This window comes from Desulfobaculum senezii (assembly GCF_054657395.1).
The window spans coordinates 1,541,267-1,562,574 of sequence record NZ_BAAHYU010000002.1 but is presented as its reverse complement, the minus strand read 5'-3'; the positions used below and the strand labels follow the sequence as shown (position 1 = coordinate 1,562,574).

At 62.9% G+C, this 21,308-nt stretch carries 16 protein-coding genes; 4 read left to right on the top strand and 12 right to left on the bottom strand.

The genetic code is table 11. The features are described from left to right. Positions 1-68 precede the first annotated feature (68 nt). Positions 69-1,712, bottom strand: coding sequence for a CTP synthase (pyrG, locus tag ACYQ2T_RS07760; protein ID WP_404844870.1), 1,644 nt, complete (start codon positions 1,710-1,712; stop codon positions 69-71). A gap of 329 nt (positions 1,713-2,041) precedes the next feature. On the opposite strand from pyrG, the gene ACYQ2T_RS07755 reads away from it, so the two are divergent. Both ACYQ2T_RS07755 and tadA read left to right on the top strand, forming a co-directional pair. Next, a complete protein-coding gene (locus tag ACYQ2T_RS07755; RefSeq protein ID WP_459899780.1) occupies positions 2,042-2,851 on the top strand; it encodes a phosphoribosylformylglycinamidine synthase subunit PurQ in 810 nt (269 codons plus the stop codon). Between the two features lie 138 nt (positions 2,852-2,989). After that, on the top strand, positions 2,990-3,499 hold the full coding sequence (gene tadA / locus ACYQ2T_RS07750) for a tRNA adenosine(34) deaminase TadA (RefSeq protein WP_459899778.1): 510 nt from the start codon (positions 2,990-2,992) through the stop codon (positions 3,497-3,499). 143 nt (positions 3,500-3,642) lie between these two features. On the opposite strand, the gene ACYQ2T_RS07745 is transcribed toward tadA, so the two are convergent. From ACYQ2T_RS07745 to ACYQ2T_RS07700, 10 genes are all read right to left on the bottom strand, one after another. After that, positions 3,643-3,990, bottom strand: coding sequence for a hypothetical protein (locus ACYQ2T_RS07745; RefSeq protein ID WP_459899776.1), 348 nt, complete (start codon positions 3,988-3,990; stop codon positions 3,643-3,645). Positions 3,991-4,050: 60 nt separating this feature from the next. Beyond that, the gene (locus tag ACYQ2T_RS07740) at positions 4,051-4,653 is read right to left on the bottom strand and encodes a phosphate-starvation-inducible PsiE family protein (protein WP_459899774.1); all 603 of its coding nucleotides are present in this window, start codon (positions 4,651-4,653) and stop codon (positions 4,051-4,053) included. Positions 4,654-4,951: 298 nt separating this feature from the next. Continuing rightward, positions 4,952-6,247 carry a (Fe-S)-binding protein gene (locus ACYQ2T_RS07735; RefSeq protein WP_459899773.1) on the bottom strand — a complete coding sequence of 432 codons (1,296 nt, stop codon included), beginning with the start codon at positions 6,245-6,247 and terminating at the stop codon, positions 4,952-4,954. A gap of 59 nt (positions 6,248-6,306) precedes the next feature. Further along, on the bottom strand, positions 6,307-7,275 hold the full coding sequence (locus tag ACYQ2T_RS07730; protein ID WP_459899771.1) for a universal stress protein: 969 nt from the start codon (positions 7,273-7,275) through the stop codon (positions 6,307-6,309). 15 nt (positions 7,276-7,290) lie between these two features. Beyond that, positions 7,291-8,208, bottom strand: coding sequence for a CoB--CoM heterodisulfide reductase iron-sulfur subunit B family protein (locus tag ACYQ2T_RS07725; protein WP_459899769.1), 918 nt, complete (start codon positions 8,206-8,208; stop codon positions 7,291-7,293). After that, positions 8,205-8,768: a 4Fe-4S dicluster domain-containing protein gene (locus ACYQ2T_RS07720; RefSeq protein WP_459899767.1), complete on the bottom strand. Its 564-nt coding sequence runs from the start codon at positions 8,766-8,768 to the stop codon at positions 8,205-8,207. The genes ACYQ2T_RS07725 and ACYQ2T_RS07720 overlap by 4 nt, the downstream gene beginning before the upstream one ends. Then, positions 8,765-12,241 carry a 4Fe-4S binding protein gene (locus tag ACYQ2T_RS07715; protein ID WP_459899765.1) on the bottom strand — a complete coding sequence of 1,159 codons (3,477 nt, stop codon included), beginning with the start codon at positions 12,239-12,241 and terminating at the stop codon, positions 8,765-8,767. The genes ACYQ2T_RS07720 and ACYQ2T_RS07715 overlap by 4 nt, the downstream gene beginning before the upstream one ends. 33 nt (positions 12,242-12,274) lie before the next feature. Further along, complete coding sequence (locus tag ACYQ2T_RS07710) at positions 12,275-13,417, bottom strand: Coenzyme F420 hydrogenase/dehydrogenase, beta subunit C-terminal domain (RefSeq protein WP_459899764.1); 1,143 nt, start codon at positions 13,415-13,417, stop codon at positions 12,275-12,277. 10 nt (positions 13,418-13,427) lie between these two features. After that, positions 13,428-13,850 (bottom strand): hydrogenase iron-sulfur subunit, encoded by a 423-nt coding sequence (locus ACYQ2T_RS07705; protein ID WP_404844859.1) that lies wholly within the window; start codon positions 13,848-13,850, stop codon positions 13,428-13,430. 93 nt (positions 13,851-13,943) lie between these two features. Continuing rightward, a complete protein-coding gene (locus tag ACYQ2T_RS07700; RefSeq protein ID WP_459899763.1) occupies positions 13,944-15,980 on the bottom strand; it encodes an FAD-dependent oxidoreductase in 2,037 nt (678 codons plus the stop codon). Positions 15,981-16,415: 435 nt separating this feature from the next. On the opposite strand from ACYQ2T_RS07700, the gene ACYQ2T_RS07695 reads away from it, so the two are divergent. Both ACYQ2T_RS07695 and ACYQ2T_RS07690 read left to right on the top strand, forming a co-directional pair. Next, a complete protein-coding gene (locus ACYQ2T_RS07695; protein WP_459899762.1) occupies positions 16,416-18,368 on the top strand; it encodes a hybrid sensor histidine kinase/response regulator in 1,953 nt (650 codons plus the stop codon). A gap of 96 nt (positions 18,369-18,464) precedes the next feature. Next, entirely contained in the window at positions 18,465-19,919 is a 1,455-nt protein-coding gene (locus ACYQ2T_RS07690) for a sigma-54-dependent transcriptional regulator (RefSeq protein WP_459899760.1), read from the top strand. A gap of 80 nt (positions 19,920-19,999) precedes the next feature. Here ACYQ2T_RS07690 and ACYQ2T_RS07685 read toward each other — a convergent pair whose 3' ends face one another. After that, positions 20,000-21,235: a YibE/F family protein gene (locus ACYQ2T_RS07685; protein WP_459899758.1), complete on the bottom strand. Its 1,236-nt coding sequence runs from the start codon at positions 21,233-21,235 to the stop codon at positions 20,000-20,002. Positions 21,236-21,308: the final 73 nt, after the last annotated feature.

The following is a 21,308-nucleotide window of genomic DNA, read 5'->3' as shown; positions in this document are numbered from 1 at the left end:
CACCGCACGCCTTCGCGCAGGTGGCGAAGGCGTGCGGGAGCGAGTCCGGTAAATGACTGGTCAAAGAGCTATTTGCCCTTTTTCTGGCCCTTGGCGGCCTTGATGAAGTCCCTGAACAGCGGATGGGGACGCATGGGATTGGACTGGAATTCCGGGTGGAACTGGCAGCCGAGGAACCACGGGTGATCCTTAACTTCCACAATCTCCATCAGCTCGCCGTCCGGAGAGGTACCGGAGAAGACGAGGCCGCTCTTCTGGAGCTTTTCCAGATAATCGTTGTTGAATTCGAAGCGGTGGCGATGGCGCTCGCTGATGTTTTCCTCAGCGTAGGCCTTGCCAGCAAAAGTGCCCGGAACGAGCTTGCAGGGGTACGCGCCAAGGCGCATGGTGCCGCCCTTGTTGCTGCTTTCGTCGCGGCGCTCCACGCGGCCGCGCTGGAAGTCGTACCACTCCTTCATCAGGTAGATGACCGGATCCGGCGTGTTCTGGTCGAATTCCTCGGAGTTGGCGGCGTCGATGCCGGCAACGTTGCGGGCGTACTCGATAACAGCGCACTGCATGCCGAGACAGATGCCGAAGAACGGAATCTTCTTCTCACGGGCGTAGCGGATGGCCTTGATTTTGCCTTCCACACCGCGGGAGCCGAAGCCGCCGGGGACGAGGATGCCGTCCAGGCCCTTGAGCTTCTTTTTGGCGATGCTTTCGTCCGTGATTTCCTCGGAATTGATGTAGGTGAGGTTCACGGTCACATCGTTGGCGAAACCGCCGTGGATGAGGGCCTCATGCAGGCTCTTGTAGGCTTCCTTGAGGTCCACGTACTTGCCCACGATGCCGATGGTGACCTCTCCCTTGGGGTGGTCAATCTTCTCGGCCAGTCCGGACCACTGGGCGAGGTCCGGATTTTTGGCGGGCAGGCGCAGCATGATGGCGATCTTCTGATCAATACCTTCCTCGTAGAAGGCCAGCGGCAGCTTGTAGATATTGTTGATGTCGCGGGCACAGAACACGGCGTCGGGGTCCACGTTACAGAACAGCGCGATTTTGCCCTTGAGGTGTTCGTCCAGCGCCACTTCGCTGCGGCAGATCATGATGTCGGGCTGGATGCCGATGGAGCGGAGTTCCTTAACGGAGTGCTGCGTAGGCTTGGTCTTCACTTCACCGGCGGCGGCAAGGTACGGAACCAGCGTCAGGTGGATGTAGAGGCAGTTTTCCTTGCCAAGGTCAATACGCAGCTGGCGGATGGCTTCGAGGAACGGCAGGCCCTCGATGTCGCCGACGGTGCCGCCAATTTCAATGAGGGCAACGTCAAGGTCGTCGCTGGCCAGGCTCAGGACGGCGTTTTTGATTTCATCGGTGATGTGCGGAATCACCTGCACGGTGCCGCCAAGGTAATCGCCGCGGCGTTCCTTGGTGATGACCTTGTGATAGATGCTGCCGGAGGTGTAGTTGTTCCTCTGGCTCATGGGCACGTCGATGAAGCGCTCGTAGTGGCCCATATCGAGGTCAGTTTCAGCACCGTCATTGGTGACGTAGACCTCGCCGTGCTGGAAGGGATTCATGGTGCCAGGATCGACGTTGATGTAAGGGTCGAGCTTCTGAATGGTGCACGTCAGCCCGCGTGCCTTGAGCAAAGCGCCGATGGAGGCAGCGGAAAGCCCCTTGCCGAGGGAAGACAATACGCCACCAGTGACAAAGATGAACTTGGTTTTCATTCGCCGGACCTGTCCTCTTTTTTGTCTTGAACTTAAGGGAGTTATCAAAAATACTTCCGGCAGTGACGCACGAAACGTTTATGCACGTGCTCCGTACCCCGCGAACATACATCAAATATCAACCCGCCGGAACATTTTCTGATCCCGGCGGGTCGATACGAGGCACTACTGCCGTAAAATCTCTAGCTCTACATATGTGCCCGATAATTGGGAGTCCATAATCAGTCTTTTTACGCTGTTGACGACACCTTTACGTGTCATTATGGTCCCACAGACCTTGGATACGCTAGTCGACGCCCTTGGCGGTGTCAAGACAACGGGAGGAATTTATGGCGGAGGTCAGAAGCCTCGTCATTACCGGCAACGGTACGAACTGTCATAAGGAATCGGCCCATGCGGCCGAGTTGGCGGGCGCGGACAGCGTCTCAACCGTGTACTTCTCCGACCTCATTGCCGGGCGCTGCCGGGTTGAGGACTACAACTTCCTGATCTTTCCCGGCGGCTTTCTGGATGGCGACGACCTCGGCGCCGCACAGGCCGGCGCACTGCGCTGGCAGTATGCCACCACTGAAAACGGCGATCCCCTCGTCAACCAGCTCAAGGCCTTCTTCACTGCCGGTGGTCTTATCCTCGGCATCTGCAACGGCTTTCAGCTGCTGGTGAAGCTGGGTCTTCTGCCTGCCGTTGACGGCAACTACTTCGACCGTCAGGTTTCCCTCTCGCACAATGATTCCGCAAAGTTCGAGGACCGCTGGGTGCACCTGAAGGTGAACAAAAACAGCCCCTGCGTGTTTACCAAGGACCTCGACCTGCTCGAAATGCCCATCCGCCACGGCGAAGGCAAGCTCATTGCCAAAGACGACGCCGTGCTGGACGCCCTGGAGCGCGAAAACCTTGTCGCCCTGCGCTACGCCCACCCCGAAACGGGCGAGCCGACGCAGGAATATCCCTTCAACCCCAACGGCTCACCGGGCGGCATTGCCGGACTGACGGACCCCACCGGCCGCATCCTTGGTCTGATGCCGCACCCCGAAGCGTTTAACCACCCCACGAACCACCCCGCGTGGACCCGTGGCGCACGCCCCACCCTGGGCACTGTGCTCATGGAGAACGCCGTCAAGTACATCAAGAGCCTTTAACTTCCCCAAAAAAGACCGTACCATTTCCGAGACGGACGCCACAGGCACTGCACGAAAATCGTCCTGTGGGCGAGTTTGTGGCGTCCGTCCGGAAACCTTTTCGCGTGAATTCTCACACAACAAACAAGGCCAGTTATCATGAATACGCCAATGGAGTTCCCGGCGCTTCCCGGCCAGTGGGAAAGCTGGGAGCAGGTCATGCGCCGTGCCCTTGAGCAGGCCCGCCGCGCCGCAGAGCGTGGCGAGGTCCCCGTCGGCGCCGTCGTCCTTGGTCCGGACGGCTCCATCCTTGCCGAAGCCGCCAACGCCCCCATCAGCCAAAACGACCCCAGCGCCCACGCGGAGATGCGCGCCATGCGCCTTGCCGCGGACAAGCTGGGGAACTATCGCCTCAACGACTGCATCGTTGTCGTTACGCTGGAGCCGTGCCTGATGTGCCTCGGCGCGTTTATCCACGCCCGCATCGCCGGGCTGGTGTTTGGCGCGCACGACCCCAAAACCGGCGCGGTCACCTCCCGCATGGACGGCGCGAACCTCGATTTCGTCAACCACCACTTCCCCGTGCTGGATGGCATCCTTGCCGATGAATGCGGCCAGACCCTGCGCGACTTCTTCCGCGCCCGCCGCAAAAAGCCAGCCGACTCCTAGCGCCCACCCCCTCACCACGGCGCAGTCAACGCCAACAGCCGCGCGGCGCATCCGCCCCGCGGGCTTTTTCGCGCGCAAAACGGGGCGCTTCGGACCATATGCCGAAGCGCCCCGCTCTTCTTCTCAGTGCTGGACCGCAGCGTTCACTTCAATTTGCCGCTACAAAACTCGCGCCGAAATTCCCGCATGCTCATGACCTTTTTGCCGCTTGCTCCGTCCTCGCACCCGCGCTTGCACATGGCGACAGACAGCGCCGCTGAAAAGCCGGAAAGGCCGTCCTCGCCCATCAGGCGCGGACCAAGGGCCTGCACCAGATAATCGCACCCACTCTGGTCCATCTGCCGTCCGCCGTCATAGCACGTTTTATAAATGGCGTAGACGTCCTCGCACGTCGCGTCCTCGGCGTGCACGCGGGGCGCACTCCAGCACAGGACCGCAACCAGTCCCCACGCGATGACCGCCACAAGAACCACCCGTTCACTTCTGCCCACAACTCCATCCCCCTTTGGCTCCACGCGCCGCAAAGGCGCGCTTCGCCGAGTACGCATCGCCTACGCTTCGCCCTTTTCCGGCGGCGTGGGCGCGCTGGCGTGCTCTTTGGCCTTCTCCGCGTCGCCCTTCTTGCCGCCGTTCTCGCCGTTCCGCGGAAAAAGCGGGCACACAGCCGCGCTCTCCTCCGTGTTGGACATGGACGACATCAGCAGGCACTTGCTGCGGTGGCAAATGAGCCAATAGCCAACACTCAGGGCCAGTATAACCCCGGCAAGGGAAAACACCTCAAGAAACGTGTTCACGGAAAAATCCAACACAATGACCTTTCGGGCCGCAGCCATAAGCGCCGTAGACAGCACCAGCTTCAGGTGAATCATTTCCGATTCCAAATACACGATGATGTTGGCGAAGATTTCAATGGCGATAAGCACGGCCATAAACGCGCCAAACGTGGCGAGGATGTCGTTGATGTTGAGCAGGAGCATGGGCGGGGTGGTCATGCGCTCATACAGTACCCAGATAACGTCCAGCATCCCCCAAAAGATAACCGCCGTCATCAGCACGGCCAGCGCCTTGACGCAGCCGCGGATAACCGTCCACAGGCGGTGAATCATGGCCGATTCCGAAGCGCTGTGCTCTGCGTCATCGTTATGGAAATACATAGTGCCTCCGCAGGTATGCCGTGTGCCGGATGATTGCCGATCCGCCGCCAAAGAGCTTTACCGCATTGTGCACTTCTTTTCCCTTTTTCGCCAAGCAAAGTCAAATGGATGCACGCGGATGTCATTCACCGCCCAAGCAGGACCACCGCGCCACACGGCCCGATAAAGGGGCCTTTCCAAGCATCCGCAGCGCCACATGTCGCCGCAGCGTCCAGCCAGCCCCAAGCACTGCCCGCACAAGAAAAGGGCCGAAGCGCCCCCACGCTCCGGCCCACCGTCCATGCATCATCCGCACCCGCTACAGCCCGGCTTCGGCTAAATCTTCCCCAAGGTAGGTGCGTTCGTTCTCGCCCAGCACGCCCATGGACAGGCAGATGAGCGTCCACAGGTGTACCACCGGGAAGTGCCCTTCGTAGAACTCGGACAGATCATGAATCTGCGAGTGACAGTTGTGGCACGGGGCAATGCAGTATTTCGCTCCGGTGGCGGTTATCTGATCGAACTTGCGCTTGCCGTAAGCGCGCCGCGCCTCGGTAAAGCCCGACTGGAGGAAGCCGCCGCCTCCGCCGCAGCAGTAGTTGTTGGTTCTGTTCGGGACCATGTCGATGAAGTTTCTCTCCCCGACCACGCTTTTCACGACAAAGCGCAGGTCCTCTGCGACGGGGTCGCCGAAGGACTTCCGGATAAGCTGACAGGGGTCCTGCAATGTGAAGGTGATGCCGAGGTCATCGTTCCATGCAGAGCTCACGGGCAGCCGTCCTTCGCGTATCCAGCGCGCGTAGCACCGGATGATGCTTTCAATCTCAAACTTTGGCGTAATGCCGAATTTTTGCAGTCCGGCCCGGACCGCGTACATTTCGTGGCCTCACTCGGTGTTGAGCCAATACTGGCATCCAAGCTCCTCCACTGCTTTGACTTTGTTGCGCACGACAGCTTCCCACGCCGCGTCATCGGCGAGGAACATGCAATAATTTTCCGCGGCCCAGCCCACGTCGCCGTAGGTCCAGTCCGCCCCCACAATGTTCAGAATCTTCCACAGGGGCACCATCTCGTCCGGTTCTGTCATGGGTTCACGCGAGTTTTGGTTCATGAAGTACTTCGCGCCCTTCTTGTTCATGGGGACGATGATGTCCTTGCAGGCCTCCTGCATTTCGCGCACCTCTTCGGCCACGTCTTCGATGACGAAGCGGAAGTCCTCCGAGGATGCGCCCATGGCGCTGTTGGTGGCGGTGCCCTGCGCCACATCGCACGAGCCGCGTATGCCCTTGGGGCGCTCCTCACGCGGCCAGCTTGCCCGCGCCTCGTACACCAGGCGCGGGATGTCGATTTTCATGGGGCAGGCATAGACGCACCGCTGGCACATGGTGCACATCCACACCCACGGCGTGGTGGTCACTTCCTCATCCATGCCGTAGGCGCACATGCGCAGGAACTTGCGGGGGTCCATATCCTCCAGCCCCGTGGCGGGACACCCGGCGGAACACAGCCCACACGTCAGACACAAATCAAGGTTGCCGCCGTCCGGCAGCATGGCCTTCACCTTGTCCTTGAAGGTCCCGGTCCGTTCGGGAGAAAGGATGACGGTCTCTGCCATAATGGCCTCCCGTATTGGGACCGGCGCCGGAGCATGGGCCGCAGCGCCGGTCCGTGCTGTCACAAGCCTTCGCCCACGCTTTCGCCTTCAGTCTTCTTGCTGTCCACAACCTGTCCGGACTGGTCGTACATCATGCCGCAACGCAGGTCGAAGTGGCGGTTGATGCTCATGGTCGGGCAGGAGGCGTTGAGCGCCACCTGAGCCACCGTGGAGCCAAGGAAGGCCTTCTCAGGGTCCTGCTCCTTGGAGTGGTGCGCCATGAGGATAAGGTCCGCCTTCTTCAGGCGCGCCAGCTTCAGAATCTCCATGGCGGGCTTGCCTTCCCAACACTGGTATTCAAAGTGCTGCACACCTGCGAGGCGTTCCGTGAATTCCTTGTCCATGCGTTCCAGCGCCTCGGCGGTCTTGCGCTCGATGACGGTCTGTGCGGGCATGTGTGCATCCGTAGCGGTGTCCACGTCCAAAACGTGCAGAATGGTGAGGCTGGCCTTGTAGTTGCGCGCCAGCTGGGCGCCGTAGTGCACCGCGCATTCGGCCTGCTCGGAAAAGTCCGTCGCAACCACGATGTTGCCGAAGGAGTTCTCGCCATAGGGGGTGCTGCGCGTGACGATCATCACCGGGCACCGGGCCTTCTGGCTGACCTTTTCCAAAGTGCTGCCCGCCATGCCCCACATCTTGGAGCGCGTTTCCGCGTAGTCCTTGGTATGCGGACCCATGACGATGAGATCGGCATTATGCTTGCGCGCGGAGCGCAGAATCTCCGCATGCGGCATACCCGGAGTCACCAGAACCTGACATTCGGGCACGCTCTTCAGCTTTTCCGCGTAGTACTCTTCAATGCTGCCCTTAATGCGGTCTGCCTCGCCGGACGGCACCAGATGCTCCACCGATCCCCAGCCCTGGGCCATGCCGCAGACGTGCAGCATGTAGAGCTTCGCGTCGAAGCGCTGGGCAAAGCCGATAGCTGCATCGGCGGCGCACTCGCAAATCTCCGAAGGCGTTACCGCCAAAATGATGTCCTTGAACATGACCTCCTCCTTTGTTTAGGTGTTTCCCGGCTCCACGGCGTCCTCAGCCCCTGCCGCAGGCGTCTGCGCGCGCTCCGCGTAGGAGCCTTTGGGTGCCATGTTTCTGCCGAGAAGCATCTCCTCCTCCGAAAAGCCCATGCCAAGCCCCAAAAGCTGGGTCAGGTACACCACGGGGCGTCCCTGCCGGGCGTGGCCGCCGCGTATGGCCTGTGCTTGGTAGGCCTCCAGATTCATTTGACACATGGGGCATACGGTCACGATAACGTCCGCTCCGTGTGCGGCGTCCAAGATGCGCCCCACAGAGACCAGCGCCGCATCCTGCCGCGTGGCCATCAGAGACGCGCCGCAGCACCGCGCTCCCATGTCCCACTGCAAAACTTCAGCCCCCAGCGCCGCAAGGATAGGCTCCATGCTCCGGGGCCGTTCCGGGTTGTCAAAGTCCGCATGCGGCCGCACAATCTGGCATCCGTAGTAGGGAGCAACCACCACCCCGCCAAGGGGCTTTGTGATGCTCTCGCGCAGCCGCTGCACACCTATGTCGTTCACCAGCACATCCAGAATATGCCGCACGCGCCCGCCCGCTGGTGCAAGGTTCAACCCCTCGGTCCCCAGCAGGTCATTCACGCCGGAGAGGGTCGCCCTGTCGGGCATAACGTCCTTCTCCACCCGCAGGTGGTTCAGGTAGCAGGCGCTGCACGGCACCAGAATGTCGGCCTCCGGCATCTGCCGCTGGGCAAGGGCGATGTTGCGCGCCGGGAGGGCATGCGTCAGCGTGGTGCTGACAGACTCCACAGCGCTTGCGCCGCAGCAGGTCCAGCCGTCTATTTCCCTGACATCGGCCCCAAGGCGCTCCATCACCAAACGGGTGGAGACATCAAACTCCTTGGCGCTCTCGGTCAGGGAGCATCCGGGATAGTAGGCGTATGTGGTCATGGCAGTCCTTCCCTTTCCCGCGCCGCGTCAAACAGCGCGCTCAGGTCACAGTCCACATGCTGTCCACCTATTGGGTGAACCTTGCCCTTGCCGAGCATCCGCAGACCAAGGGGGGCAAAGCGCATGGCAAGGCCGGGATTCCTTGCCGCCAGCAGATACCGCGCCATAAGGTCGGCCTCGCGGACGCGGCCATGCCGCCGGATATTGTCCACAAACGTGCGGTAGAACGCGGTATGCGCCGCCGCCCCCGGCGCCCCGCGAAGCTGGGCAAGGCGCTTGAGCGCGGCCATAGCGCTAGTCAACGGCAGACCGCGCGGGCAGCGCAGCGTACAGCTGTAGCAGGAGGAACACAGGTAGAAGGTGTTGCTCTCCAGCACCTCATCCTCCAGCCCGCACAGAATCATCCGCCACATGCGCCGCGGGGTCAGGTCCATGGCATGGCTGTTCGGACAGCTAGCGCTACAGGTTCCGCACTGCATACAGGCCCGCAACTCCTCGCGGATGTCCTTGAGCAGGCTTTCGGCCCGCGCCGTGTTCTGGGCTGTTTCGGCTCGCATCATCCACCGTCCTTTGTTTCGGCCACGAGGGGCCGCGTCAGCGCCGCGTCAATGACCTTCATCATCTGGGCGTCCCTGAATCCGCGCATGACGCTGGCGCTATTGGGGCACACCGCCGTACACGACCCGCACCCCTGACACAAAAGCTCGTCCACCTTGATGCGGTTTTCCGTCAGGTCCAGGCGCCGCGCGCCGTAGGGGCAAAAGTCGATACACAGGCCACAGCGGGAACAGAGGCTGTCGCGCACCTCGGCCACCACGTTGCCGCAGGTGAGGCGCTTCACGCTCAAAATGCGCACCGCGCGCTGGGCCGCGGCCTTGGCGGAGGCCACCGTTTCGGCCATGGACCCCGGTCCCCGCGCCAGCCCGCAGACAAAGACGCCCTGCTTCAGGAAATCCACGGGCCGCCACTTGGACTCCGCCTCGCGGAAGAAACCATTCTCGTCGGTCTGCACGCCAAACACCTCGGCGATGTCTGCGTTCTCTCCCGGCTCTATGCCTGTGGCCAGCGCCACGAGGTCCGGGCGTATTTCAATGTCGCGCCGCAGGACGGGGTCGTAGCCGCGCACCACCACGTCGTCGCCTTCGGCCTTCACCTGCGGGGGGCTGTCCACGTCGTAGCGGATGAAGATGGCTCCCTGCCTGCGGGCCTCGGTGTAGAAGTCCTCGGCAAAGCCGTAGGTCATGATGTCGCGGTAGAAGACGTAAACCTGCACGTCCGGGTTCTTGCGCTTGATGTGCAACAGGTTCTTGAGCGCACTCTGACAGCACACCCGGCTGCAGTAGTTGCGGTGCCCATCGCGCGAGCGCCAGCACTGCACCATCACCACGCTGCGCAGGCCGCCGGTATCCAGCGTGCCAGATGCGAGCGCGTCCTCCAGCTCAAGCTGGCTCAGGATGCGCTTGTCCACACGGTAGCTGTAGTCCCATATGCGCCCTTCGCGCCCGCCGGTGGCGATGATGGAGACGCCGTGCTCAAGGGGCAGCGCCCCGTCCGGGGTGGAGATAACGCTCATAAAGCGTCCGGCCCGGCCCATGGACAGCACGGCCCGCGACTCGGTCCGCACGGTGATGTAGGGGTGCTTCTCCACCTGTTCCACAAGCTCCGTCAGGTACTTTTGCGGGTCTTCGCCCTGCAGGGTGGTGCGCAGGTGACGGGCCAGCCCGCCAAGCTCTTCGCCCTCCTCCACCAGACAGACGTTGTAGCCGTGGTCCGCAACACTCATAGCCGCCGTCATGCCCGCCAAACCGCCACCAAGGACCAACGCCTCGCGCGCCACGGTCTGCGGCGGAGGCAAGGGCGAGGGGTCCGCGTCCTGCAACCGCACTGCGGCCATATTCAGGGCGGCAAAGACCTTCTCCTGCGTAGTGACGCCGTTGGCCTCAGCGTCATGGGCCAGTAGCGGCGTATAGATGTCCGCCACGTCCATAAGGGCGGGCTTGAGGCCTATGGACGCCCCAAGCTCGCGCAGGCGCGGCACATAGGCGTAGGGCATACACGCGCCAATGAGCAGACGGTTGGGCTTCACCTCGTTGGTCAGTGCCACGATGCGCTCCCAGCCATCGCCGGTACAGGCGCGCTCCACATGCTCCACCCGCACCACATTGGGCATGGCGGACAGGCGGCGCGTCAGGTCGTCCATATCCACACGCTGTTCAAGGATAGGGCAGGCGGAACAAAGGGCCAGCAGGGTTCGCGGCGTCTCACGCGAGACATCGCGGTATTCCGGTTCGGGGTCGGGCTGCTGCTCCTTGAGGGGAGCATAGATGTTTATCAGGCGCGAGGCTTCGGCCGCCGCCGCGCCGGCGGTGACGATGGTCTCGGCAATGTCTCGCGGCGCGCCGAAGGAGCCAGCCGCGTACACGCCAAGCCTGCTGGTGCGGGACGGATCAAAGTACTGGGTCTGGCACCAGCCGTGCTCGTTCAGGTCCACACCAGCGGCGTCCGCTAGCTCTCGCGTGCCCTTGGGGGCGCGTGCGCCAACAGCCAACACCAGCATGTCGAACACCTCACGCACCAACGTGCCGTCCGCGCCAAGGTACTCCACCACCAGCCCTTCGGCGGGGTCATGCAGGTTCACGGGCGTCACGGAATGGATGCGCGCAGGGATAAACCGCACCCCGGCGTCGTGCTCGGCGCTATGCCGGTACATCTCGTAATCCTTCCCAAAGGTGCGCATATCCATGTAGAAGATGGCGGTTTCCGTCTCCGGCCCAAGGCGCCTGCGCGCCAGCAGGGCTTCCTTGATGGAAATCATGCAGCAGATGCTGGAGCAGTAGGATGCGCGCTTTTGCACATCGCGCGAGCCAACGCACTGGAGCCACGCTATGCGCCGGGCGGGCCGCTCCGTCCCCGGCACGAACAAACGTCCGCCCGTAGGACCGGTGGAGCTGGCAAGGCGCTCAAATTCCAAGGACGTCACAACGCCGGGCACACTGCCGTAGCCCAGCACATCCGCCCCGCCAAAGGGGTCCGTTGCCGGGTCGTAGCAGTCAAAGCCCGCGGCCAGCACCACAGCCGCCGCCTCCACCGAGAAGGGCTCGTCCGTGACATGGCGCATATAGAGCTTATCCAGCCACGGGACAAAGTCGCCCTTTTCCAGCGGCGTCGGCACAAAAGCCCTAGCGCCGTCCTGCACAAGGGCCTCGGCGCGTTCGCGTTCCTCCTCACCGCCCATGAGCAGGAAGAGCATCTCCGGGTGCAGTTCAATACCGCGCGACACCACGCGCTCCACGCTTTCGCCCGGTAGCGCCATGCCATAGAGCACCATACGCGGCGCGGCCTGCTCACTCACGCGGGCCAGCACTTCTTCACCGGTGCGGGCACGCTCCACGGGGAAGTTCAGGCTCTTCAGCCACTCCTCAAGTTCGGCGTAGACCGCGTCGTCCGCCTCGGCGATAAGCACGCCAAAGCTCTCGCGCTCCTTGAACTTAAAGTCGATAGCGCCTGTGGGGCAGGCCTCGAAGCACTGCCAACACCTGCGGCAATGGTCGAGGTCCACGGTATAGTGGTTCGGGATAGCAAGCGGCATGGGCAGATACACCGCCGACCGTTCGCTCAGCCCGGCATTAAAGTCATCACTCACGGTAACGGGGCACACGGCGGAGCATTCACCACAGCCAATGCACCGCGACGGGTCCACAAAGCCGGAGCGCTTGGACAGCGTCACCTGAAACGTGCCGGGGTCGCCCTCCACCGCCACAAGGTCCGTGGACAGGTGGATGTCGATATTCTTGTGGAACAGTCCCTTGCGCAGGCAAAACTGGCTGGACGAATCCCTCTCGGTCAGGGGGAGCATCTTGCACATGCCGCAGTGGTCGTTGGGGAACTGATAATCAAGCTGCATCAGCAGGCCGCCGATGGTGGGACGCCGGTCCACCAGCGCCACCTTTTGGCCTGTCTCGGCAAGGTCCAGCGCGGCGCGTATCCCGCCGATACCGGCACCGATGACAACCGCTCCGTATCTCTTTTTCATGGCGTCCTCGCTTGCTGTGCGTCCGTGTTGGACCTAGTCCGTCCCGCCCGTCATGGCGGAGAATTCCTTCTCCTGAAAGACGGCCAGCGGTGGCGGCTCGTTAGGATCGCGCCCTGCCTCGTAGTCAAAGGCGGCCTGCGTCTTCTGCGCGGCGGAGCGGAACAGCTCCATAACCGGAATGTCGTTGGGGCAGGCATTGGAGCACTGACCACAGCCCACACAGGCGGTGCTCATATGCGCCAGCCGCGTCAGATGGAAGAACACCGTATCCGTCGGCATCTTGAGGGCGCCCTTCTGCCGGGCCCAGTCCATGTACTGCCACGGGTCATGGTCGAACACGTCGGTGACAAAGACGCACTCGCGGCAATAGCACACCGGGCAGGCCACGCGGCAGTTGTAGCACCCCACACAGCCGGACAAATACTGCGCCAGCCCGGCGATACTCCCCACCTGCCCGCGTGTTTCCTCAAACATGGCGTCGCGGAAGGCCTCCGCCCGGTCCACAACGGCCCGCAGCGCCTCGTCGCGCCCGGAGGCGGCCTCGCTGTCCGGCACCTCCAGCCGGCTCAGCAGGCCTTCGCCGCGCGGGGTCTTGGCCATAAGGGGAAGCCAGCTTTCGCGGTCCACACCAAAGCCGCCGATGATGATATCCGCGCCCTCGGGCGAAGGATGCTCACAGGCCATGCAGGCCTTGGCGAGCTTCGGCTCGCCCTCCCACTGCGTCTTCAGCGCTGTGGCCGCAAAGTCGCGGCTGGCGGCTACGGGGTCCCTGTCGCCCACAAAGCGCGTGTACTCGGCATTGGCAAAGGCCCCCGCACAGTCCGCACCGATAATCAGCAGATTCTCGATGCTGCCTTGGTTCAGCTTCACCAGCTCCACAAAGGCGCGTATTTCGCACGGGCGCAGAACCGCAGCCACCGTGCCGTCGGTTTCGCCCCGGCTCAGGCGCGCCACAAGGCGCGCGGCGTTCAGGGGGAACGACGGGGCAAAGGGGTCTGCCGTAGCCAGTTCCGCCGTATCCGTGACAAGGGAGGGCATCACCGGGCCGCCGCCGGGCATATGCCGGGGCACAAACACCGCCGCCACCTCGCCCTGCGCAAGGAGCATGGACAAAAAGTCCTGCACGGTCCCCAAGGGGTCCTTGTCCTTCACTGTGAGTTGTGCCGTGGTTGCCATGACGGGTCTCCTAGATGGCCTGAATGTCCCGGACCTCGCTTGGGCCCAGTTCCCGAATTTCGGCCACCAGATTGTTGACCGTTTCGGCGAATTCGTTGCCTTCGCTCGCCCCCACCCATGTGAGCTTCACGCGGCGCTCGTCTATGCCGTACTGCGCCAGCAGCTCCTGAATCAGCTTCACACGGCGGCGGGCCTTGTAATTGCCGTTGATGTAGTGGCAGTCCCCGGGGTGACAGCCGGAGACCAGCACCGCGTCCGCCCCGCCAAGAAGCGCCTTGAGGATATACTTGGGGTCCACCATGCCTGTGCACATCATGCGCACCAGGCGTACGTTGGGGGACTGAACCATCCGCGACGTCCCGGCAAGGTCCGCGGCGGTATAGGTGCACCAGTTGCAGACGAATGCCACGATGGTGGGTTCAAAGTCGCTCATGCCTTTCCTCCCGGATTCTCTGCTGCCGGAGGCGTCCGGCGTTTCGTCCCCAATGTGCCTGCGCCGGGACCAGCCCGGGCGCCGGCGCGCCATTTACGCCTTGGCCTGCGCCGCGTCTTCGGCGCCTTGTTCCGTCTGGGCCTCAGTTCCAGCCGGTGCGGGGCGCCGCGCAAGCAGGCCTTCCAGTTCCGCGAATATCTGCCGCTCCGTAAAGTGCTTGATCTGCGCCGCGCCGCTTGGGCAGTGGGCGGCGCAACTGCCGCAGCCCTTGCACATGGCTTCGTTCACCACGCTCACCCCGCGCCGCTCGTCAAACTCAATGGCGGAGTACGCGCACAGGCCGATGCAGGTCTTGCAGCCAATGCACACATCCGGGTTGATGTTCGATGTGGTGGGCGAAATGGACACCTCGCCCTTGGCCGCCAGCGACAGCGCCTGCGCCGCCGCGCCAGAGGCGTGGGACACCGCATCCGGGATGTCCTTGGGCCCCTGACAGGTGCCGCCGATGAACACGCCATCCGTTGCTGTGGACACCGGCCCAAGCTTGGGGTGCTCCTCAAGGAAGAACCCGTCCTGCCCCTGCGGAATGCCAAAGATGCGCGCCACGTCCGGGGCGTCCTTTCTGGCCTCCATGGCCGTACACAGGATGACCATATCCACCGGCACACGCATCACGCGGCCAAGGAGCGTATCCTCGCTCACCACTATGAGCTTGCCCTCTTCCTCGGGCGTCAGGGCGTGGCGGGTGACCTCTGCCGGGCGTCCACGCAGAAAGGTGACGCCTTCCTCCTGCACGCGGCGGTAGAACTCCTCGTAGCCCTTTCCGAAACAGCGCATGTCGATGTAAAAGTTGAAGATGTCCACATCATGCCCGACCTTGTCGCGGATGAGGTGGTCGTACTTGAGGGCGTACATGCAGCACACGCGGGAGCAGTACTCGTGGTGGTTCACATCGCGGCTGCCCACGCAGTGGATAACGGCAACGCTCTTCGGCGGCGTACCGTCCTTGAGCTGAATCTTGCCCCCGGTAGGACCGACGGCGTTATTCAGCCGCTCGAATTGCAGTGCCGTCAGCACGTTGTCGTAGCGGCCAAAGCCATATTGTTCGAGGCTGGTGGGGTCCAGGGCGTCAAAGCCCGTGGCAAGGATGATGCTGCCGACCTGGAAGGTCTCCGTGGTCTCCTGCTGGGTGAAGTCGATAGCGCCGGAGGGGCAATTCTTCTGGCACGCGCCGCACTTGCCCTTCTTGAAGTAAATGCAGTTGTCCGCGTCGATTACAGGCGTATTGGGCACGCTCTGGGGCGAATTGCGGTGGATGGCCTTGCGTACGCCCATGCCCTCGTCAAACTCACTCAGAACCTTGCGCGGGCACTTCTCAAGGCACAGCCCGCAGCCGGTACACAGGTCCATATTCACGTAACGGGGCATGCGGCGCACGGTGACGGTATAATTGCCGATGAAGCCGGATACCTCAGCCACTTCGCTGTAGGTCATCAGGTCAATATTCGGCTCCTGCGCCACGGCCACCATCTTGGGGGTGGAGATGCACGCCGCGCAGTCCAGCGTGGGGAACGTCTTGTCAAACTGCGCCATATGCCCGCCGATGGAGGGCGAACGCTCCACCAGATGCACCCTGTGCCCGGACTTCGCCACGTCCAGCGCGGCCTGAATGCCCGCAATACCGCCGCCCACCACGAGTACGTCCGGGTGCACGGCCTCCTGCCGCGAATAGAGCTGGGCATGCCAATTCACGCGGCTGACCGCCGCAGCGACCAGCTTCTTGGCCTTGTCCGTGGCTTCGCCCGGATCTTCCGTCACCCACGAGCAATGCTCGCGGATGCACGTCATCTGAAAGAGGTAAGGATTCAGCCCGGCGCGGGCGAGGGCATTCTGGAAGGTCTTCTCGTGCAGGCGGGGGGAGCAGGAGGCCACCACAACGCGGTTCACGCCCATCTGGCGGATGTCGTTGATGATAAGGTCCTGCCCGGGGTCCGAGCACATGAACTTGTAATCACGCGCCACCACCACGTTCTTGAGTCCGGCGGCGAACTCCGCAACGCCGGCGGAATCTACCTTTCCGGCGATGTTCGTTCCGCAATGGCAAACATAGACGCCTATGCGACTGCTCATGGTCGTTCCTCCTTGTCCTGTGCCGCTTGCGCGCATCCCAGGGAAGGGGTGGCTTACTACCACCTCCAGACCACGAATCGTGCCGCATTGCTGAAGGGTTGCCATTTCAAGCAGTTACCCGCACATCTCCCGACCCACGGCGCGTCTTCCGGCTCCAAAACAGGGAGAAAATGTCTTGCCCCGCAAGATTTTGTCCCACACGGCAAGACAGGAACCACCCGGCGCACAGCTGACGCCGAAAAGACCTGCGCCCACGAGGCATTACGGGCCGCAGCCACATGCGAAATACAGGCGCAGGACGGCGTCTTGCACAACAAGATTTGTCACCACCGGGCGCAAGCCCCTGCCGCATCGGGACTTTTGCGGATTTGACAACACCTGCCTTTTGGGAGCAGACAATGAAGGAAGGTCCATCAGCACACCGAGGAGGACGGCATGTGCGCAAAGGTCTCGCCGCCCAAGACAGCACAAGGCGAATGGCCCTGTCTTGGTCCCGGCTCGCAGCGGCAGGAAGCCTGCCAAATGGTGCAGCAGCTTCTGGCCGCCACCTCGGACGCCGCCGTCCTACTGGATGAGCGCGGCACCGTGCTCATGAGTAATGAGCGGCTGGCGCATATGGTGGGAACCAGCCGCAGCGAACTGAAGGGCCGCAACTTCTTCTCCCTGATGAACAAGGACGCCGGACGCTTTCGCAAGGCCATCCTCCACCAGAGCCTGCGCCTTGGCGAGCCTGTGGAATACGACGACATCTGCCGTCCGGGCCGCGTCTACAACGCCCGCATCATCCCTTTCTCCGACGGCGGAGACGCCTTCCGGCAGGCCGTGGTCTTCTTTACGGACATCACCCAGCGACAAAAGGCGGAAAAGGAACGCATCCGCCTTGCCACCGCCATCGAGCAGGCCGCGGAAGCCATGATCATCATGGATAGTGACCTAACCATCGAATACGTCAACCAAGCCTTTGAAGCCATGACCGGCTACCCCGCGCACCACATGCGGGGGCAGAAGGTGGACGTGCTCTACGAGGGCACGCGCCAAAAGCGCCAACTCCGGGCCATCCTGAGAACAATCCAGCAAGGGGAAACATGGACCGGTCTGTGCTGGAACACCGCCCGCGACGGGCGCACCTTCCAAACGGAAAAGATGATTTCCCCCATCAGGGGACAGCGCGGCGTGGTGCTGGGGTACGTCAGCGTCTGGCGCGACATGACGCAAATTTCCGAACTGGAGCGCCAACTGCGCGAGTCGCAAAAAATGGAAGCCATCGGCACGCTGGCAGGCGGCATCGCCCACGACTTCAATAACATCCTCAGTCCCATCATCCTGCATGCGGAGCTTGGGCTTGAGGCGTTGCCAGACAGCCACCCCGCCCACCACGCCTTTACGCAAATTCTCTCCGCATCGCGACGCGCCGCCGGGCTGGTGGAGCAAATTCTGAATCTGAGCCGCCGCAAGATAGGCAAGACCATGCCCTTTTCCCTGACCTCGTTGGCCAAGGAATGCTTCAAACTCCTGCGTCCGCTCATCCCTTCCTCCATTGAAGTGATCCTTGACCACAGCGGGGAGCGCGACATCGTCCTCGCGGACCCGGCGCAGGTACATCAGGTTATCGTCAACCTATGCACCAACGCAGTGCAGGCCATGCCCTCCGGCGGCACCCTGCGGGTGGAGGTCAGCGCGGCCACCGTCTCGCAGGATGCGCCAAACGGCTTCCACGCCCTCACCCCCGGCTGCTACGCCCTTCTGCGCGTGCGCGACACCGGAGAAGGCATGACGCCCACCGTGCTGGAACGCATCTACGAGCCGTTCTACACCACCAAAAAAGCCAAAGGCTCCGGCCTTGGGCTCACCGTTGTGCACAACATCATCGCGGAGCTTGGCGGCATGGTCCGGGCCGAAAGTACGCCGGGGCGCGGGACCGTCTTCCACGTTGCCATCCCCCTGCACGACGACCAAGCTGGCCGCAACGTCATCGACGCCACCACGGCCAAGCCCCAACCCGGACGTGGCCGCGTGCTGGTGGTGGACGACGAAAAAAGCGTCCGCGACAGCGCCCGCGCCGCGCTCTCGCGCCTTGGCTACCATGTAACCACCAGCCGTAGCGCCGCCGAGGCTATTACGCGGCTCGAACAGCGCCCGGACGCCGTGGACCTTGCCCTTATCGACGTCACCATGCCCGGCATGTCCGGCATTGAGATGACACGCCGCCTGCGCGTTCTCTGCCCGGACCTGCCCATTGTGCTGTGCTCCGGCTACAACGACACGCTCACCCCCGGCAAAGTGCGCCGCCTTGGGGCCAAGGGCTTTTTGGGCAAACCGTTTAGCCTGAGCGACCTCTCCCACGCCGTGGCCGAGGCGCTGGGCAAACGCCGCGCCCCCCGGCGGTAGAGCGCAAAAAGCCCGGCGCGCCTCACGGTGCCACTTTGCGCCGGGCCGGTTCACACCCGTTGTCCCTGCCCCAGCAGAGCCACACAGGGAGGATACATGGCCGCAATACTCATCGTTGACGACGACCACCTCTTCCGCGACGCCATGTGCCGCGTCATCGAAAACATCGGCCACACCCCCGTGGAGGCCGCCACCCTCAAGGAAGGGCTGGATCAGGCCGCCAGTGGGGACTATCTGCTGGTGCTCCTTGACGTATGGCTTCCCGACGGGAACGGGCTGGCCTCGCTACAGGACTTCCGCGCCTGCCCGTGCGAGCCGGAGGTCATCATCCTCACCGGCGCGGGGGACCCGGACGGGGCGGAAATGGCCATCCGCAGCGGCGCGTGGGATTACATTGCCAAGCCCGCCAGCATCAGCGACATCAAACTGCCCGTACTCCGGGCCATCGACTACCGCCAGAAGGCCCTTGAGCGCGAAGCTCCTGTCCTGCACCGCAGCCGCATCATCGGCTCCAGCCCCGCCATCCGCGCCTGCCTCGACGTTGTGGCGCAGGCGGCGGCCAATGACTCGGAAGTGCTCATCACCGGCGACACCGGCACCGGCAAGGAGCTTTTCGCCCGCGCCATCCATGAGAACAGCGCCCGGGCCGAAGGCCCCTTTGTGGTGGTGGACTGCGCCGCCCTGCCGGAGAAGCTGGTGGAAAGCACCCTCTTCGGGCACGAAAAGGGCGCCTTTACCGGCGCGGACCGCAAGGCCGACGGACTGGTCAAGCAGGCCAACCACGGCACGTTGTTCCTTGACGAGGTGGGTGAGCTTCCCCTCTCCGCCCAGCGCGCGTTTCTGCGCGTTTTGCAGGAGCACCGCTTCCGCCCCGTTGGCAGCAGGCACGAGGAATCCAGCGACTTCCGCCTCATCGCCGCCACCAACCGCGACCTCGACGCCCTTGTGGACCACTGGGAATTCCGGCGCGACCTGCTCTTTCGCCTTAAAACTATTCTTATCACCCTGCCCCCGCTCACGGACCGGCGCGAGGACATTGAGGAACTGGTGCGCCACTCCATCAGCCGCTACGGCTGGCGCGTAGGTAGCGGCACCAAGCGCTTTTCGCCGGAGTATCTTGAAGCCCTCAAAAGCTACGACTGGCCGGGCAACGTCCGGGAACTCCTCAGCGCGGTGTCCTGTTCCATCTCCGCCGCCAAAGGCTCGGGCACACTCTTCCCCCGGCATCTGCCAACGGCCATCCGCGTGCACAGGGCGCGGGCGCGGCTCAAGGACTCGCCCCACACACAAGAGCGCGAGATGGACCCACTGGCCGCAGACGACTTCCCCAGCTTTCGCGATTACCGTGCCCAGCGCATGGCCGATGCGGAACAGCACTACCTGCGCGAACTTATGGCCCTGTGCGGCGGCAGTGTGCCGCAGGCCTGCGATGTGTCCGGCCTCTCCCGCGCCCGCCTCTACGCCCTGCTCAAAACCCACGACATCCCGCGCGGAAGCAGTGCTACAAAAAAGCCCCCGCCGGAGCAGGGGCCGTCATCAGCTGGTACATAGCGGCGGGGATGTGGTGCAACTATGAAAATGATGGTGGATATGCAGAAGTGCGCGACACGCACTCAGGCGCGGGCCACAGCTTATGGCGCAGTATCGGCAACAGCACGTGCCCCCGCCTCTGGTACAGCTTTGGGCGCAGGACGGGGCGAAATCCCCCCGCCGTACGCTGCGGCGGACGAAGCAGGCCCCGGCACATGGCGCACCAGCAATACAGCGCCAATGCACGCCGTAAACGGGGCCACCGTCACCAGCCCAAAGGACCCCACCAACGTCTTGAGCACCTCCGCCGCCACATAAATAAGGTTAAAGGTATTGGCGAGGGGTACGCCCTGCGCCATAAAGGCCATGAGCAGCGTGATATAACTGCCGGAATACGCCAACAGCAGTGTGGTGGTCATGGTGCCGACCACAGCGCGCCCAACACGCAGGCCGGACCGCAGCGCCTCGGCGCGGGTGATGTCCGGGCGCTTTCGCACCACTTCATCCATGGAAGCCGCCACATCCATGGCAAGGTCCATCACCGCGCCCGACGCGGCGAGAAACACCGCCGCCACGTAAATCTCCACAAGGTTCAGGTGCCCAAAGCCCGAGTAGAGCAAGGTCTCCGCAAAGGGGAGCACCGCGCCGTGCAAATGCAGACGCTGCGTGAAGTACACCGCCAGCACACAGCTCGTCAGTACGCCAAGAAACGCACCAAGGAACGCCGTCACGCCCCGCCGCGATACTCCGGCCACAAGAAAGATAATCCCCCCGCACAGCAAAGCCGTAACGCCAAGGCTGACAAGGAGCGGGTCGTACCCATCCAAAAACAGCGGAACCAGCACCTTCCACACCATCAGCGCCGTAAAGCCAAAGGAAAGCAGCGCCTTAGCGCCGGTCCACCCGCCATAGGCAACGAGCAGTACCGCAAACAGTCCCAGCAACACCCCTTCCAGCCCAAGGCGGTAATGCGCCTGCGGGTTTACACTGGCGATGCCGCCATCCGGGTCGAGAGTGAGCACCACAAGGACGCTGTCGCCGGGGCGGAAGAGCTTGTCCCGGTCCAGCATTCCCAGCAGTTGGTTCACACCGCGCACCTCGCGCCCGGCGTACGCGCCATCCTCAAGGCGCAGGGTCACGTCCTGCTCGCCCTTGCGGATCATTCCAATAGTCATCACCTGACTGTCATCCACAGACAGCACCGTCCCCCGGCAGCGGACGGCGTCCTGCGCCACACGGTCCTCATAGCCTGTGGGCAACAGCCACAGCCCAACGGTCAACACGGCAAAGACGGCAACCAGCAGCATGTTGCGCCGCATTTCGGTCTTAATCTGCATTACGCCCTCTCTCATGGCAAAGCGGCGCGGCCAAAGGAGCCGCGCCGCACACGTTCATGGTGCCCGAACACGG

Excerpts from the sequence above, each read along its gene's own strand:
- pyrG (WP_404844870.1), bottom strand. The coding sequence starts at position 1,712 with ATGAAAACCAAGTTCATCTTTGTCACTGGTGGCGTATTGTCTTCCCTC.
- ACYQ2T_RS07755 (WP_459899780.1), top strand. The coding sequence starts at position 2,042 with ATGGCGGAGGTCAGAAGCCTCGTCATTACCGGCAACGGTACGAACTGT.
- tadA (WP_459899778.1), top strand. The coding sequence starts at position 2,990 with ATGAATACGCCAATGGAGTTCCCGGCGCTTCCCGGCCAGTGGGAAAGC.
- ACYQ2T_RS07740 (WP_459899774.1), bottom strand. The coding sequence starts at position 4,653 with ATGTATTTCCATAACGATGACGCAGAGCACAGCGCTTCGGAATCGGCC.
- ACYQ2T_RS07730 (WP_459899771.1), bottom strand. The coding sequence starts at position 7,275 with ATGTTCAAGGACATCATTTTGGCGGTAACGCCTTCGGAGATTTGCGAG.
- ACYQ2T_RS07725 (WP_459899769.1), bottom strand. The coding sequence starts at position 8,208 with ATGACCACATACGCCTACTATCCCGGATGCTCCCTGACCGAGAGCGCC.
- ACYQ2T_RS07720 (WP_459899767.1), bottom strand. The coding sequence starts at position 8,768 with ATGATGCGAGCCGAAACAGCCCAGAACACGGCGCGGGCCGAAAGCCTG.
- ACYQ2T_RS07715 (WP_459899765.1), bottom strand. The coding sequence starts at position 12,241 with ATGAAAAAGAGATACGGAGCGGTTGTCATCGGTGCCGGTATCGGCGGG.
- ACYQ2T_RS07710 (WP_459899764.1), bottom strand. The coding sequence starts at position 13,417 with ATGGCAACCACGGCACAACTCACAGTGAAGGACAAGGACCCCTTGGGG.
- ACYQ2T_RS07705 (WP_404844859.1), bottom strand. The coding sequence starts at position 13,850 with ATGAGCGACTTTGAACCCACCATCGTGGCATTCGTCTGCAACTGGTGC.
- ACYQ2T_RS07700 (WP_459899763.1), bottom strand. The coding sequence starts at position 15,980 with ATGAGCAGTCGCATAGGCGTCTATGTTTGCCATTGCGGAACGAACATC.
- ACYQ2T_RS07695 (WP_459899762.1), top strand. The coding sequence starts at position 16,416 with ATGTGCGCAAAGGTCTCGCCGCCCAAGACAGCACAAGGCGAATGGCCC.
- ACYQ2T_RS07690 (WP_459899760.1), top strand. The coding sequence starts at position 18,465 with ATGGCCGCAATACTCATCGTTGACGACGACCACCTCTTCCGCGACGCC.
- ACYQ2T_RS07685 (WP_459899758.1), bottom strand. The coding sequence starts at position 21,235 with ATGCAGATTAAGACCGAAATGCGGCGCAACATGCTGCTGGTTGCCGTC.